Annotated in this window: 17 protein-coding genes and 2 pseudogenes; 6 read left to right on the top strand and 13 right to left on the bottom strand. The window is 67.8% G+C overall.

The genetic code is table 11. The features are described from left to right. Window positions 1–77: 77 nt before the first annotated feature. From O3Q52_RS03950 to O3Q52_RS03940, 4 genes are all read left to right on the top strand, one after another. Window positions 78–293 (top strand): type II toxin-antitoxin system VapB family antitoxin, encoded by a 216-nt coding sequence (locus tag O3Q52_RS03950; protein WP_269647364.1) that lies wholly within the window; start codon window positions 78–80, stop codon window positions 291–293. Further along, window positions 290–712, top strand: coding sequence for a PIN domain nuclease (locus tag O3Q52_RS03945; protein WP_269647363.1), 423 nt, complete (start codon window positions 290–292; stop codon window positions 710–712). The genes O3Q52_RS03950 and O3Q52_RS03945 overlap by 4 nt, the downstream gene beginning before the upstream one ends. Before the next feature lie 363 nt (window positions 713–1,075). Continuing rightward, window positions 1,076–1,300 (top strand): WYL domain-containing protein, encoded by a 225-nt coding sequence (locus tag O3Q52_RS54100; RefSeq protein WP_332112857.1) that lies wholly within the window; start codon window positions 1,076–1,078, stop codon window positions 1,298–1,300. A gap of 43 nt (window positions 1,301–1,343) precedes the next feature. After that, a complete protein-coding gene (locus tag O3Q52_RS03940; RefSeq protein ID WP_269647362.1) occupies window positions 1,344–2,780 on the top strand; it encodes an ATP-binding protein in 1,437 nt (478 codons plus the stop codon). A gap of 191 nt (window positions 2,781–2,971) precedes the next feature. Here O3Q52_RS03940 and O3Q52_RS03935 read toward each other — a convergent pair whose 3' ends face one another. The 11 genes from O3Q52_RS03935 to O3Q52_RS03885 all read right to left on the bottom strand — a co-directional run bounded on the left by O3Q52_RS03935 (window position 2,972) and on the right by O3Q52_RS03885 (window position 10,550). Continuing rightward, window positions 2,972–4,078 (bottom strand): endonuclease NucS domain-containing protein, encoded by a 1,107-nt coding sequence (locus O3Q52_RS03935; protein WP_269647361.1) that lies wholly within the window; start codon window positions 4,076–4,078, stop codon window positions 2,972–2,974. An 809-nt stretch (window positions 4,079–4,887) separates the two neighbouring features. Further along, complete coding sequence (locus O3Q52_RS03930) at window positions 4,888–5,145, bottom strand: gas vesicle protein K (protein ID WP_269647360.1); 258 nt, start codon at window positions 5,143–5,145, stop codon at window positions 4,888–4,890. Window positions 5,146–5,315: 170 nt separating this feature from the next. Beyond that, window positions 5,316–5,552, bottom strand: a complete 237-nt coding sequence (locus O3Q52_RS03925; RefSeq protein WP_269647359.1) for a gas vesicle protein — start codon at window positions 5,550–5,552, stop codon at window positions 5,316–5,318. A gap of 5 nt (window positions 5,553–5,557) precedes the next feature. Beyond that, window positions 5,558–6,346, bottom strand: a complete 789-nt coding sequence (locus O3Q52_RS03920) for a GvpL/GvpF family gas vesicle protein (protein ID WP_269647358.1) — start codon at window positions 6,344–6,346, stop codon at window positions 5,558–5,560. Continuing rightward, window positions 6,343–6,789 carry a gas vesicle protein gene (locus O3Q52_RS03915; protein ID WP_269647357.1) on the bottom strand — a complete coding sequence of 149 codons (447 nt, stop codon included), beginning with the start codon at window positions 6,787–6,789 and terminating at the stop codon, window positions 6,343–6,345. The genes O3Q52_RS03920 and O3Q52_RS03915 overlap by 4 nt, the downstream gene beginning before the upstream one ends. Then, complete coding sequence (locus O3Q52_RS03910; protein ID WP_269647356.1) at window positions 6,786–7,253, bottom strand: gas vesicle protein; 468 nt, start codon at window positions 7,251–7,253, stop codon at window positions 6,786–6,788. Before O3Q52_RS03910 ends, O3Q52_RS03915 begins: the two co-directional genes overlap by 4 nt. Before the next feature lie 3 nt (window positions 7,254–7,256). Next, entirely contained in the window at window positions 7,257–7,508 is a 252-nt protein-coding gene (gene ccmI / locus O3Q52_RS03905) for a c-type cytochrome biogenesis protein CcmI (RefSeq protein WP_269647355.1), read from the bottom strand. A gap of 2 nt (window positions 7,509–7,510) precedes the next feature. Next, window positions 7,511–8,314: a GvpL/GvpF family gas vesicle protein gene (locus tag O3Q52_RS03900; RefSeq protein ID WP_269647354.1), complete on the bottom strand. Its 804-nt coding sequence runs from the start codon at window positions 8,312–8,314 to the stop codon at window positions 7,511–7,513. Beyond that, window positions 8,311–8,883 carry a gas vesicle protein GvpJ gene (gene gvpJ / locus O3Q52_RS03895; RefSeq protein ID WP_269647353.1) on the bottom strand — a complete coding sequence of 191 codons (573 nt, stop codon included), beginning with the start codon at window positions 8,881–8,883 and terminating at the stop codon, window positions 8,311–8,313. Before gvpJ ends, O3Q52_RS03900 begins: the two co-directional genes overlap by 4 nt. A gap of 5 nt (window positions 8,884–8,888) precedes the next feature. Beyond that, window positions 8,889–9,914 carry an SRPBCC family protein gene (locus O3Q52_RS03890; RefSeq protein WP_269647352.1) on the bottom strand — a complete coding sequence of 342 codons (1,026 nt, stop codon included), beginning with the start codon at window positions 9,912–9,914 and terminating at the stop codon, window positions 8,889–8,891. A gap of 6 nt (window positions 9,915–9,920) precedes the next feature. Beyond that, window positions 9,921–10,550 (bottom strand): hypothetical protein, encoded by a 630-nt coding sequence (locus tag O3Q52_RS03885; protein ID WP_269647351.1) that lies wholly within the window; start codon window positions 10,548–10,550, stop codon window positions 9,921–9,923. Between the two features lie 480 nt (window positions 10,551–11,030). Here O3Q52_RS03885 and O3Q52_RS03880 point away from each other — a divergent pair. Continuing rightward, a pseudogene (locus tag O3Q52_RS03880) lies at window positions 11,031–11,192 on the top strand (disulfide bond formation protein DsbA); the annotation flags it as partial. A gap of 103 nt (window positions 11,193–11,295) precedes the next feature. After that, window positions 11,296–11,688: a hypothetical protein gene (locus O3Q52_RS03875; RefSeq protein ID WP_269647350.1), complete on the top strand. Its 393-nt coding sequence runs from the start codon at window positions 11,296–11,298 to the stop codon at window positions 11,686–11,688. Between the two features lie 129 nt (window positions 11,689–11,817). On the opposite strand, the gene O3Q52_RS03870 is transcribed toward O3Q52_RS03875, so the two are convergent. Continuing rightward, window positions 11,818–12,609, bottom strand: a complete 792-nt coding sequence (locus O3Q52_RS03870) for an ABC transporter permease (RefSeq protein ID WP_269647349.1) — start codon at window positions 12,607–12,609, stop codon at window positions 11,818–11,820. After that, window positions 12,606–12,828 (bottom strand): annotated as a pseudogene (locus tag O3Q52_RS03865) (ABC transporter); the annotation flags it as partial. The pseudogene O3Q52_RS03865 and the gene O3Q52_RS03870, both read right to left, overlap by 4 nt.

Below are 12,828 nucleotides of genomic sequence, written 5' to 3'. Positions count from 1 at the left end.
GCCGAGGCGTCCGATGGCACCCCACAAGGCACCTCACGAGATATACTTGACCCCACATTTGATATCAGGAGGAGCATATGAGTCGGACGGTTATCGACCTGGACGACGACCTGGTCGCGGACGTGGCGAAAGCCCTCGGGACGAACACCAAGAAGGAGACCGTCAACACTGCCCTTCGCGAGGTGTTGGAGAGTCGGCGTCGCGCCCTGGCTGTCGCGCGGCTGCGGGCCGCGGCAAGCGACGGCGCATTTGATCTGGAACTGTTCGAGAACAAGGAGAACTACCGCCGGTGAACGCGGCCCAGTTCCTGATCGACACCAGCGCGCTCGCGCGGTTCATGCGCGGGGAAGCGGAGCAGTACGGCTGGGACCAGGCCGCCGCGGCCGGACTCATCGCGACCTGCCCGATCACCGAGCTCGAGTTCTTCTACAGCGCACGGTCAGCTGCCGACCGGGCGCGCGGCATCGAGGACATGCGGCTGATCTTCGGCTGGGTGCCCGTCGACGACCGCGCCTACGACCGCGCCTGGCAGGTCCAGGAAGCCCTCACCAAGCAGGGGAAACACCGAAGTGCCGGAGCTGTCGACCTCGTCGTCGCCGCGACCGCTGAGCTGCAGGGGCTCACCCTGCTCCATCGCGATCACGACTTCGAGTGCATCGCCGCAGCGACCGGGCAAGCCCTCCAGTGGTACGGCCCGGAACACGGCAAGTAGGTCAGCGGTGGTTGCAGTTCTGGTTGCGTTCACCACCGTACGACATCGTTCAGAAGCCCCACCCGAGTCGGCTGCACCGCAGGTCAGAACGCTCCCGCACATCACCGTACCCCCAGACGAACATTTGGAAAGCGTGTTGGGGGCAACCCCTCACGAGTTCGAATCTCGCATCCTCCGCCAGTGCCTCACCGGGCACTAACGTCGAAGGGCCCCACTGCAAGGTGGGGCCCTTCGACGTTGCCCTCACCCCTCGTTGTCCTGGTTTTTGTCCACAGGGGGCGTTTCCGGGGCCCCAGATGGCTTCGGTGATCCTCCGGGCGACGTCCTTCAGCATGACGTCCGGCACGTGGAGGGTAAGGCAACATCCACCAGCTCGCACATGCCATCGATACAGGTCAGGCCGCCACTGTCGAGTACGTCGCCACCTCGGGAAGCCGGACCGTGCGCACCGTCAGCCACCTCATACTCGACCCGCCCCATCTCGAAGCCTGGTGCCACCTGCGGGAAGCCGAGCGCATTTTCACCCTCTCCCGCATCCACAGCGTCATGAGCGTCATGCCCGAACGAAGAGGACAATGGTATCGATAGGGATAGTATCTCCGTCGAGACTATCGCCTACGGGAGGCTTGCCGTGCGTCGCTTCATCGGGCGGGACCGCGAACTGAACGTGCTCGGCAACGCCCTGCAGGCGGTTCATGATGCCGTCGGGTCGGCGAAACCAGGCCAGTGCATCCTCATGCGTGGACGGCGGCGGGTCGGCAAGTCCAGCCTCGTCGAGGAATTCCTCCGGCGCACCGAGACGCCGTACCTCTTCTTCACCGCGGCGGGCGGCACGGCGGAGGACGAGCTGACGGAGTTGCTCGACGCCGTCGCCAGATCCACCCTCCCGGAGCGGGAACTGTTCTCAGAGGAGACCCCCGAGCAGTGGAATGCCGCCTTCAGGCTGCTTGCGGAGATCCTGCCCGATGACAGCCCGAGCGTGGTTGTCATCGATGAGGTTCCCTATCTCATGGACCGCATCGACGCATTCGAGGGCATGCTCCAGCGGGCATGGGACCGCCTGCTCAGCCGCAAACCCGTACTCCTCCTCCTGGTCGGATCCGACCTGTCGATGATGGAGGCGCTGAACAGCTACGACCGTCCCTTCCATCAGCGGGGCCGGGAAATGGTCGTGGGGCCGCTGAACCCTGCCGATATCGGCGAGATGCTCGGGCTTGAGCCGGCAGCCGCCTTCGACGCCGCCCTGGTCACCGGCGGTCTGCCGCTGATCTGTGCGGAGTGGCGGCCAGGGGCCGACGTCTGGGAGTTCCTCCGCGACTCGCTGGACAACCCGATCTCGGCACTGCTGGTCTCCGCCGAGCGGTCACTGGCCGCGGAGTTTCCGCCCCAGGCAATGAGCAGGGAAGTCCTGCGGGCCATCGGAAGCGGGGAGCGAACCTTCACCAACATCGCGCGCGCCGCCGGTGGCATCGCCCACACCACTCTCACCCGAGCCACTGATGTCCTGACCGAGAAACGAGTGGTGGCCGCCGAACTGCCCCTCTCACTGCGGCCCTCGAAGGAACGCCGCTACCGTGTGGCCGACCCTTACCTGCGCTTCTGGCTGGCGTTTCTGGATCCCCACATGGCGGAGATCGAGCGGATGCGTGGAGACCTCACACTGGGCCGGATCAAGGAGCAGTGGACAAGCTGGCGAGGCCGCGCGATCGAGCCTCTGGTCCGGGAATCCCTCGCCCGTCTCCTGCCGGACGAGCTCCTGCCCGCCACTCCGGCGATCGGCGGTTACTGGACCCGGAGCAACGACGTCGAAATCGACCTGGTGGGCGCCGACAGGCAACCTGTGGCCAAGCACTTGATCTTCCTCGGCTCGGTCAAGTGGCTTGGGAACTCCGCGTTCGACAGCCACGACCTTGCCGCGTTGCAGAAGCACCGGGCAGCGATCACCGACGAGCCGGTACCGCTCGTGGCGGCCTCGCGCAACGGGACCCGCTGTTCCGGGCTCCAGGCGGCGTACGGACCCGAGGAACTGCTCAGCGCCTGGTGCCGAAGTGAACGGCACGAAGCCTGAGCAGTAGGCGTCGCGGCGATCGCCGACGACGGTCCTGATCCAATCGATCAGCCGACCGCCCTCAATCGTGTACTCGACGCACCGGCGCCCGATCCCTGGCCGCCACCGCGAGCTGTGCCCTTGGGGGCACCCTGATGACGGCTGAGCCCTCTCCACGCTCTGTCTCACGCACCTCAATGACTCCTGCACCATCAACCAATGCCGAAGAGACGAGAGACTTCTTCGATCGTGAATCGGGCGCGGAGCTTGCAGGCGGAGTTCTGATTGGCGAAGAAGCCGGGTCGCCACAACGCCCCCTCGCGCGGCACAGCCTGCTCCCAGTCGACTGGGACGACCCACTCGCGGCGGTCCTCCCCGCCCTCCTTCTCCGCCGGACCACCGTGCGGTCGGTAGGAGCCTTTGAGCCGAAGGTCAGCCATCCGCCGGCTCTGGCCGTCAATGGTGAGGACTGCGTCCTCGAAGGGCTGCGGCTCGCCGGACACCGTGCCCACGCCTACGTACCCTGCCTTGGGAATGTGGGTGAACACCCGCGCCCCCGCAGGCAGGGAACGGAGTGTGCGGGAGAACCAGTCCCCGCCACCGGCCGACACAAAGCCATACTCATGCGCGTCCTCCCAGCTCCGGCCGCCTGGCTCGTCGCCGAAGGAGACATACCAGTCCGTACCGTTCCACGGCTCCTGTTTCCCCCGCCCTTTCGTTCCCGGTGGCGGCACCACATCCTCGGCTTCGTCCAGAAGCCAGGTGCGCGCCAGGTAGGAGCGCCCCTCGTCCTCGAAATAGCGGAAGAACAGTACGTTGACGGGAACCCCGTAACCGGATGCCAGGTAGGTGACGATCCGCTCGGTGGCGGCGTCGATCTCGCTCGCGACGACGGTGAGGGCGTGGGCACTGTTCAGCGCCTCCGGAGCGCTACCGCCGAAACGCAGCGCGAACGCCTCGTCCAGTTCCGTCACCAGACCCCTGCCGCGGGCGTACGTCGCGTAGATCTCCCGCACTTGTTCGTTCCTGAGTTCCTGGACCCACGAGCCGTAGTCGAGGAGCTGCGCTACGACCTCCCGGGGAGTGCGGTCCCGTTTGAGCTCCAGGACATGCAGGCCACCCTCGGCGTCCATGCCGAGCAAGTCGACGAATTTGCCGTGGTCCGTCTGCACCTGCCGCCCGATCAGCAGGAGCGGCCTTCCCAGGATTTCAGGATCGGCTTCTATGAGGTTTTCCAGCCTCGACTCCAGAGGCATCGGCCGCGTAACCACTCGCACCGGCTTGTCGTCCACCCGCCACAGCCCGAACTCCAGAGGCAACCCGTGCTCCCCACCCGATCCGACAAACGGCATACCTGAACCAGTCAAGCAGCTCCCGAAGACAAGGAGGCCCTGGATGTCAGCGCGAAGGAGACAGACAGCGGCAAGCGGACCGGACCGTGGTTGCGGTTCTGGTTGCATTCACCCCCGTACAGCACCGTTCAGAAGCATCTCCCACACCTACTGCACTGCAGGTCAGAACACTCCCGCACACCCCCGAGCCCCCCAGACGAACATTTGGAAAGCGTGTTGGGGGCAACCCCTCGCGAGTTCGAATCTCGTATCCTCCGCCAGTGCCTCACCGGACACGATGTCGAAGGGCCCCACCGTTCACGGTGGGGCCCTTCGACGGTTGCGGTCTCAACCACAGTCTCAACGCGACCCTGCGGAGCCCTCCGGGGCCGCCCTCGTCGGCAGCCTTCGCCACCTCCCAGATGGTCCTTGACCAGGCCGCCCTGGCGGTCCCCGGCGTGGCCGCGCTCCAGCCCGACCTCGGCCGACGGCCGGCCGGTGCGGCCTCCCGAACCCGGCAGGCCGCCGGATTCCCGGCCCTGCCCGCCCGAGCTGGGATACGGGCCGAACACGCACCCGATGCCCCCGGCCGGCGGGTGGAGGTTCGCTGCGTCCTGCACGAGGACCCACGCGTCGTGGACACAGCCCGCCAGGTCCGTAGCAGGTGCGTTGCCGTAGCCGCCGCCCACCTGACCGCGCGTGGCACACCGGAACCCGTCGCCGTCATGGCGACCGGTCACCCACCAGGTGGACCCCACGCCGCGCGCACCCGCGGTAGTGGGCGGACTCGGCGGAGGTTAATCCCGCCGCAGCAGAGGCCCGAGCGGTCCGAGGTCGATGTTCAGATCGTCCTCGGACAAGCCGAAGTGTTCACGCAACTCGGCCATCCGGTCCTCCAGCGCCATGAGGGTCAGTCCGAGCTGCTCCACCTGATGGTCGCTGAGACCCCCCTCGTCCACGCGACGCAGCGCCTGCCGCTCCATCAACTGACGCAGCAGCTCGACGACGGTGAGCACCAGGCCCGCCAGACCGCGTTCCACCGACTCCGGATCCATCCTGACGCGCGTCGGGCCCACGACTCTGCCGGCGCTGGTCCGACGGGTTTCCCCCGCAGGGACGTGCCCCGTCGCGGCCCCCTTCCTGTACTTGTACTGCCTGTAGTGCCGCGTCCGCCCCACAGCCGGCTCACCGTCCCGACGCGGGCGACGCTCGGCAGGACGGCCGGTCATCGGACACTCTCCTCGGCGTCGAGGCCCGTGCCGTCGGAGATCCACTCGGCGCGGACCGAAGCAACCAGCGCCCGCAGCGAGATGCGGACCAGGTCGATATCGGCGATGCACAAGGTCACCTCTCCGGTGATCACCACGCCTCCGGCCAGCACCCTGTCGAGCAGGTCCACCAGCGCGATCTGCCGGGACTCGAGCGCGGGCGAAGGCCTGCGCACGGGCTGTTCTTCGAGCACGGCCCTCACCCCTTCTGTCCGCTGTCGCCGCTTCCGGTGAACGAGTAGGCCGGCCAGGGGCCGCTGAGTTGCAGCCGGATCTGCGGGAACCGCTGTTCGAGGGAGGCCACGGCGGCGGCGAACTCCTGCGCCCGGGAGTCGGGCACCAGGTAGGAGTTGTTGAGGAGCATCGATCCCTCGTACTCGGCAAGCCGTGCGTCCTGTGGCGGATGCTCCGCCGTCCTCGCGGCCAGCTCGGCGAGGGCCGTATGGATCGCTTCCGCATACTCCGCGGCACGCAGGTGCGCGGTCTCTCGTCCCCTCTGCTGCGCTCTCCGGCGCAGCAGATAGGCGGTGCCGGGGCTGTCCTGATCGCTGGTGCGGTCGCCCGGGGAGTCCGTCACGAACGCCTGCGGATCCGCGTACGCCTTCACACCCCACTCGGTCCGGCCGGCCAGCAGGGCCAGCACGGAATCGAAATCGGCTCGACGCTCCTCCAGAAGGGAACGGATCCGCGCGTCGTCGCGGTAGACGGTCGCGAACCGCAGGGGGACGACCCGCCCTCCGCGGGCCGCCGTGTCGATCACCCGGTGGTGAGCGCGGACGGCCGCCTCCAGCCAGCCCAGATCCTCCAGGTGGGCGCGGAGTTCCTGCTCCCCGAACTCGCTCAGCGGCACCGACCCGACGACGGCGGAGAGCCTTGCGTCTTCGACGACGCGCACGGGCTCGCCGGCCACGCCCCTCAGGCCGGCCGGAAGATCGGGCCCCTTGCCGGACGCCACGACGTAGAGCCAGGTGGCCGACGCGCCGTTCATGCCCCTGGCTCCGTACCGCCCCCGGACTGCCGGCCCGGTGGACGCCGTCGCGGCTCCTCCTCCTGGCGGGGTTCGCCGGTCCCGGGCATCCCGTCGGGGGCCGAGCCACGGCCGGCCTCCAGCTCACCGATACGGCGGCGCAGGCGCTCGTTCTCCTCGACCACGTCCCGCTTACCCGCCGACAGGGTCGGATCGTGCTCCCACCAGTCGATGCCCATCTCCCGGGCACGGTCGACGGAAGCGATGATCAGCCGGATCTTGATCGTGAGCAGTTCGATGTCCAGCAGGTTGATCCGGATGTCGCCCGCGATGACGATGCCCTTGTCGAGCACACGCTCCAGGATGTCGGCCAGGTTCGCCGGTTCGGAGGGGGCAGGACGGCGCGCGGGGCTCAGGCCGGCCCTGCTTGATCCGGCCCAACCCGGGCCTTGGTTCATCGTCACTGGTCATCCGCCCTTCCCCGGTAGTACCGGCGGTCGCGGTGGTACGAGACGAGTTCCCCCTCCTCGTCCACATCGACGCGGTAGACGGCGAGGATGTCGGTGGAGTCGGGTATCCGGTGCGTCTCGACGACCTCGATGCCCACCTCCCAGCCGACCTCGCTGCGCTCCAGGGAGGTCACGCCCTCGGCCGGCTCGCCGGTGAGTTCCTGCACATGAAGCGCCGCGTACTGGGCGGCCTTCCGCGCGGTGACGCCCGGACGCCGGCGTGACTGCGGCTCGGGCGCGTGCCGACGGCGTCGCGACTCGTCCGCCTCACCTTCGTCAGCCTTCGGGCGGGACCGCCGGGGCGTCGCGCCCTTCGTCCCGTGGCTCGTCCCTTGACGCTCCGGATCCGCCCGTTCGCGGGCCCGACGCGGTGGTCCCGACTCCTCGGGCACGGGGCGTTCGCGTCCTGTCCCGGGCATGGCTCACACCTCCAGGCCACCGCTCGGGGGCCCCGCCTCCATCAGACGGCGTACGTATTCCTCCTCCAGGTCCGCCGCCTCTTCCTCCGTGATCTCGCCGCTCTCCCGCGCTTCCTGAACTTCCTCCAGGCGCTGACGGATGACCACCGGATCAACGAACTCCCGGTTCGCCTCCTCGTGCACCCGCTCAGCGATCCACGCCACGCCGCGGACCGGCGCGAGCGGCAGGGTCAGCAGTCCGGTGAAGAGTCCCATGGCTAACGCCCTTCCTCGAAGCCGTCCATCGCCTCGGTCGCGAAGGCATAGGGAGCGACCGGCCCGAGCAGCCGCAGCCGGATCCGGTCGTGCCAGCGACGGGCGAGGTCCTCCGCCGCCTGCTCGAAGGCCGGACGCCGTTCCCGCTCGACCAGGAACGAGACATCCGCGACCGCCTCGGCGGCAGCCGGTTCGCCCGGTGTCACGGCGACCGCGAGCGGCGCCAGACAGCGGTCGATCTCCACGGAGTCGCTGTCACGTTTGTCCGCGATCGCCTCGGCCATGAGTTGGCCGAGCTGGATCCTCCGGTAGTAACCGGCGTCCTCGGGCATGCTGTTCAGCTCGTCGCGCAGCCGCTGCGCCTCGGGCTGCTCCGCGAGCACCTCCCGCAGCACCTCGTCCTGTACGTACCGGGCTCTGAGTGTGAACTGGGCAGAACCTTCCAGCCTGTCGAGGGCGGCCATGAAGGCGTCGTGACCGCACGCCAGCAGCTCATCGGCCACCGCCTTCTCATCGGGAAGGACCGTCCCGAACCGGAAAGGCAGTACCGTTGCGTCCGCGGCCACGAGCGAGTCCAGCACCTGGGCGTGGGCACGCAGGTCGCCCGGCGTCCCCAGCGGCCGGTCGGCGGCCACCTCACTCACGACGGCCGCGATCGCGCGATGCCCGACGTAGGTCACCTGCCCATCGGCACTCCCCACCGCAGGCAGACCCTCCACCACCGTAACGGCTTCGGCCCCCCGGACGACTCCGTAGATGTACCGGCCGCTCTCCGTCCCGGGCGTCTGCCAGGTGGCCCCCGTCATCGGTCCCGTCCCTTACGACGAGCGGAGGATGATGTGCGCCGGGGCTTCGCTTCCACCGGCTCCAACTGCTCCTCGTCCTCTTCTTCGGGCTCGTACTCGCCCTCTTCGTCCTCGTCCTCGTACTTGCCCTCTTCGCCCTCTTCGTCCTCGTCCTCGTACTTGCCCTCTTCGCCCTCTTCGCCCTCTTCGTCCTCGGGCTGCTCGTCCTCGTCCTCATCCCCGCCGTGAAGGAGTTCCTGGGCCTTGCCCTTGACCCCTTCCAGGGCGCCCTTCGTCTTGTGCTCGGCGCCCCCCTCGCGGATCTCCTCCATGATCCCGGGCAAGCCACGTGTCTCGGTTCCGCTGCGGGCGAGGTCGAGACGGTTCACCGCCTCTGCGAAGCGCAGATACGTGTCGACGCTGGCAATCACGATCCGGGCGTCGATCGTCAGCAACTCGATGCCCACCAGCGAGACCCGGACGTAGATGTCGATGACCAGACCCTTGTCGAGGATCAGGTCGACCACCTCGGCCAGACCGCCCGAGGAGGGCCGGTCCAGGTAGCGGTTGCGTTGGCTTGCGACGGTCATCACACTCACCTGGCCTTCGTCCCGGACCGCCGGCGCCGATGGCTGGCCGGTTTCTCTTCCTCCGCCTCGGGCTCTTCTCCTTCGTCCTCCTCCTCGTCTTCTTCCTCCTCGTTACGCGGCTCCTCTTCCTCCGCCTCTTCGAATTCGTCCTCGGGCTGCTCTTCGCCCTGCTCCTCCTCGTCGCGCACTTCCTCATCAGTGCGCACAACCTCGCCGTCGCGCACCTCGCCCCGCCACCCCTCGACCTCCTCGGGGTGCAGAAGTACCTGGCTCATCGCGTGCCGGCGGAAGTGCTTCAGTTCGAGCCGTGCCCTGCGGCCCTGGGCACGCCAGAGGTTCCCGGTCCGCTCGAACATGCCCTGCGGGTAGTACTGCAGAACCAGCAAGATCTTGGTGAGGTGCGGCCCGACCTCATGGAAGGTCACCGCCCCGTCCACATGGCCCTTGTCGCCCTTCGACTCCCAGATGATCAACTCGTCCGGCACCTGCTCGATGACGGTCGCCTTCCACTTGCGGTGAGAGAGGAAGATCTGCGCCTTCCAGTTCGTCTCCGTCTCGGATTCCTGCTCGACGTCCTCCACCTTCTTCATGAAGGTGGGGAAGTCCTCCAACTGCGTCCACTGGTTGTAGGCGTCGGAGACGGTAAGGCCCACGTCGATCTGTTCAACGATGTTGACGACCTTGAGCTTCTTGTTCTTCTTGTCTCCGCCACCGTCGCCCGGGCCGCCGGACAGCGTCTCCTTGACCTTGTCCTTCGTATGGGAAATGCCGTCGCCGACGGCGGACTTCACCTGCGAGGTGCCTTGAGACAGAAGGTGCTTGCCCCCCGCGAGCGCCGCTTTGGCTTTGAGACCGCCGCCCAGTCCGTCGCCGTGAGCCAGATCCTGGACCTTGTCCGTCACATTGGTGACTGCCCGCTCTCCGAGGGCGGCGAGGAGGTTCTGCGCTTCTTCCAGCAAGCGGTCGGTAGGCAGCTCTTTGGTCAACGTGCCCAGGCCGCCCGAAGTCTGACCGTCCGATCGTTGAGTCATACGTCATCACCCTCGGTCTCGCCGTGCGGACCCGCCACTACCGGACGACCCGGAACTCGCGGTCCTGCGACCAGTGGCGGTCTTACGGCCGGCGCTCTTGCTCGCGCTCTTGCTGCTGCTCGCGCTGGTCTTCTTCTTGTCCGTAGCGGGACGAGTGGCCGGCGTCCTCGTACGGCCCTTGCTGCTGGGGGCCCGAGTCCGCGCAGGGCGCCCCCTCTCTCGCTGCTTGGCCTCCTCGGCCGGCTCTTCCTCCTCTTCCTCGGCGGGCTCCTCTTCCTCCTCCTCTTCTTCTTCCTCGTCGCGCGGCTCTTCTTCGTTGTCCTCGGGCTCCTCCGCCTCCGGTCCGGCGCGAAGCGACGAGGCTCGTCGTTGCATCCGGTCGCTCAACGAGTCGATGCGACTACCGGCCGCAGCCACGGCGGCGGTCTTGCCCGCCGACAGCAACTCGTTGCGCACAGTCTGCGTGAGCTTGTTGATCTCGGGGGACTTCAGGAGTTTCGTCGCCGCCCCGCCGCCGCCAGGACGGAGGCGACTGCCCGCCGCCATGCCGGCAAGCGCCAGCGCCCATCGCATCTTGTGTGCGCGTCCGAGGAAGTAGCCGCCCGCAAGGGCTAGTGCTACCTGGCCGTTCTTCATGATCTCTGCCTCCTCCTGCATCGAATCGATGCACTGCCGGAGACCCCGCACTCGCGTCGGATCGCTTCAGACTCTGGCCACATGTGGAGTGCGAGGTCTTTCTGAGGCGTCCCGAATCTTGTCCTGCCGTCTCCGGCGTCCCTGCCCGCAGGAGCACATTCATGTCCAATTATTCAGCATTAAATGCATTTGTCACACGCGAGTCCGCAGGGTGGTGGCCTCGCGTCGCGTGGATCGCCGGGCCGGGCGGACGGGTCCTCCACGACAGGTCGGCCTGCCACCGGACCTTGCGCTGTCCCTCCTGGTCAGCGAGCTCCAGGGCGGAGCCGCCGAATCCCGTCACCCTCCACACTTGAGCCCCAGGTCATTGACCTGGGGCTTCTGTCGTTGTCCAGACTTCCCCGGCCCACGCCACGGCAAGCCCCTGCCGAAACGCATGCCCGATATCTCGTTGCGGCGGCAGGGCAGCAGCGTGGTGCAGGTGAACGGGTCGGCTTCTTCGGTCCCGTCGTCTCCCCCGCGCCGACCGGAGAGACGGCCGGACGGTTGTGGGACGGCTTTCTGCTGCTGGCCGCTGTTCCGGGCTTCTACGAGGTCAAGCGGACCCGTACCGAAGAGCCTCGGTACGACATGGGCGACTGACACGGGCGACTGACACGGCGCATCCGGCGAGGGCTCGCGCATTGGCCGGCGCCGGCCGCGAGCCGCCCCCGACCACCGGGACAGGGTCAAGGGCCTGGTCCTGATGGACGCCACGATCCCGGCCCTGACGGCGGGCGTCTCGAAGGCGATCCCCGAGTCGGCCACCGGCATGGCGGCCGAACTGCGTGACCAGACCATCGCGGTGAACGAGGGTCAGAACCCGGAGAAGTTCCTCATCGCCGACGAGAAGGTCCGCTCCGCGGGGAACATCCCGGTGCAGATCATCAGGCACGAGTCCCAGTACGCCGAGGTCCCCGACTACGGGCCCGCACTGGAAGCGATGTGGGCCGAGGGACAGGAGCAGTGGCGTGCGCTCTCCGGCCGCAGCAGGATCGGCGTCGCCGCCGGAAGCGGCCACTACATACACGTCGACCGCCCCGACATCGCCGTCAAGGCCATCCAGCGAGTCACCGCACAGGCCACGGCCCGCTCGTAGTCACCGAGGAACTCCGGCCCGGACACTGCCAGTTCCCTCCCTTTTCCCGTGCTCGTGTCCTCCGCTCGTGCCTCGCCAGGCACGATGTCGAAGGGCCCCACCGCGAACGGTGGGGCCCTTCGACGGCGGTTACTTCGGGTCGCGGTTGAACGACGCCTTCGACCAGAAGTAGCCCAGTGCGGTCAGCGCCAGGGACCAGGCGAGGGCGAGCCATCCGTTGTGGCCGATCTCGGTGCCGAGCAGCAGGCCCCGCAGGGTCTCGATGGCCGGCGTGAACGGCTGGTACTCGGCGATCGGCTGGAACCAGCCCGGCATCGCGTCGACCGGGACGAAGGCACTGGAGATGAACGGCAGGAAGATCAGCGGCATCGCGTTGTTGCTGGCTGCCTCGGGGTTCGGGCTGACGAGGCCCATGCCGACCGCGATCCAGGTGAGCGCCAGGGCGAAGAGCACGAGCAGCCCGAACGCCGCCAGCCACTCCAGAACTGTCGCGTCCGTCGACCGGAAGCCGATGGCCACCGCGACAGCACCCACGAGGATCACGCTCATCACGCACTGCAGGACGCTGCCGACGACGTGTCCGATGAGTACCGAAGGGCGGTGGATCGCCATCGTGCGGAAGCGGGCGATGATGCCCTCGGTCATATCCATGGAGACGGACACCGCGGTACCGATCGTGGTGCCGCCGATGGTCATCAGCAACAGGCCCGGCACGAGATACGCGATGTAGTCGGAGCGGTCCGCGCCACCGCCACCGATGCCCGCGCTCATCACGTCACCGAAGATGTAGACGAAGAGCAACAGCAGCACGACCGGCGTGAGCAGCAGGTTCAGGGTGAGGGAGGGGTAGCGCCGCACGTGCAGGAGGTTGCGGCGCAGCATCGTGGACGAGTCGCGGACGGCGAGGGCGAGGGAGCTCATCGGGCATCCTCCTTGGACTGGCTGGGCCGAGTGGGCCGAGTGGGCTGAGTGGGGACCTTGGTGCTGCCGGTCAGGGCGAAGAACACGTCGTCGAGGTCGGGGGTGTGCACGGTGAGTTCGTCCGCCTCGATGCCGGCCGCGCCGAGCCAGTCGAGGACGGAGCGCAGTTCGCGCTGGCTGCCGTCGCTGGGGATCTGGAGGGAGAGTGCCTCGTCGTCG

This window comes from Streptomyces sp. ActVer (assembly GCF_027270795.1).
GTDB lineage: Bacteria > Actinomycetota > Actinomycetes > Streptomycetales > Streptomycetaceae > Streptomyces > Streptomyces umbrinus_A.
Note: the sequence above shows the minus strand (reverse complement) of the source record. Positions and strands in the feature narration are given on the sequence as shown.

Bases quoted from the DNA above. Each gene is read 5' to 3' on its own strand.
- O3Q52_RS03950 (WP_269647364.1), top strand. From the start codon at position 78: ATGAGTCGGACGGTTATCGACCTGGACGACGACCTGGTCGCGGACGTG.
- O3Q52_RS03930 (WP_269647360.1), bottom strand. From the start codon at position 5,145: ATGGATCCGGAGTCGGTGGAACGCGGTCTGGCGGGCCTGGTGCTCACC.
- O3Q52_RS03920 (WP_269647358.1), bottom strand. From the start codon at position 6,346: ATGAACGGCGCGTCGGCCACCTGGCTCTACGTCGTGGCGTCCGGCAAG.
- O3Q52_RS03910 (WP_269647356.1), bottom strand. From the start codon at position 7,253: ATGCCCGGGACAGGACGCGAACGCCCCGTGCCCGAGGAGTCGGGACCA.
- ccmI (WP_269647355.1), bottom strand. From the start codon at position 7,508: ATGGGACTCTTCACCGGACTGCTGACCCTGCCGCTCGCGCCGGTCCGC.
- O3Q52_RS03900 (WP_269647354.1), bottom strand. From the start codon at position 8,314: ATGACGGGGGCCACCTGGCAGACGCCCGGGACGGAGAGCGGCCGGTAC.
- gvpJ (WP_269647353.1), bottom strand. From the start codon at position 8,883: ATGACCGTCGCAAGCCAACGCAACCGCTACCTGGACCGGCCCTCCTCG.
- O3Q52_RS03890 (WP_269647352.1), bottom strand. From the start codon at position 9,914: ATGACTCAACGATCGGACGGTCAGACTTCGGGCGGCCTGGGCACGTTG.
- O3Q52_RS03885 (WP_269647351.1), bottom strand. From the start codon at position 10,550: ATGAAGAACGGCCAGGTAGCACTAGCCCTTGCGGGCGGCTACTTCCTC.
- O3Q52_RS03875 (WP_269647350.1), top strand. From the start codon at position 11,296: ATGGACGCCACGATCCCGGCCCTGACGGCGGGCGTCTCGAAGGCGATC.
- O3Q52_RS03870 (WP_269647349.1), bottom strand. From the start codon at position 12,609: ATGAGCTCCCTCGCCCTCGCCGTCCGCGACTCGTCCACGATGCTGCGC.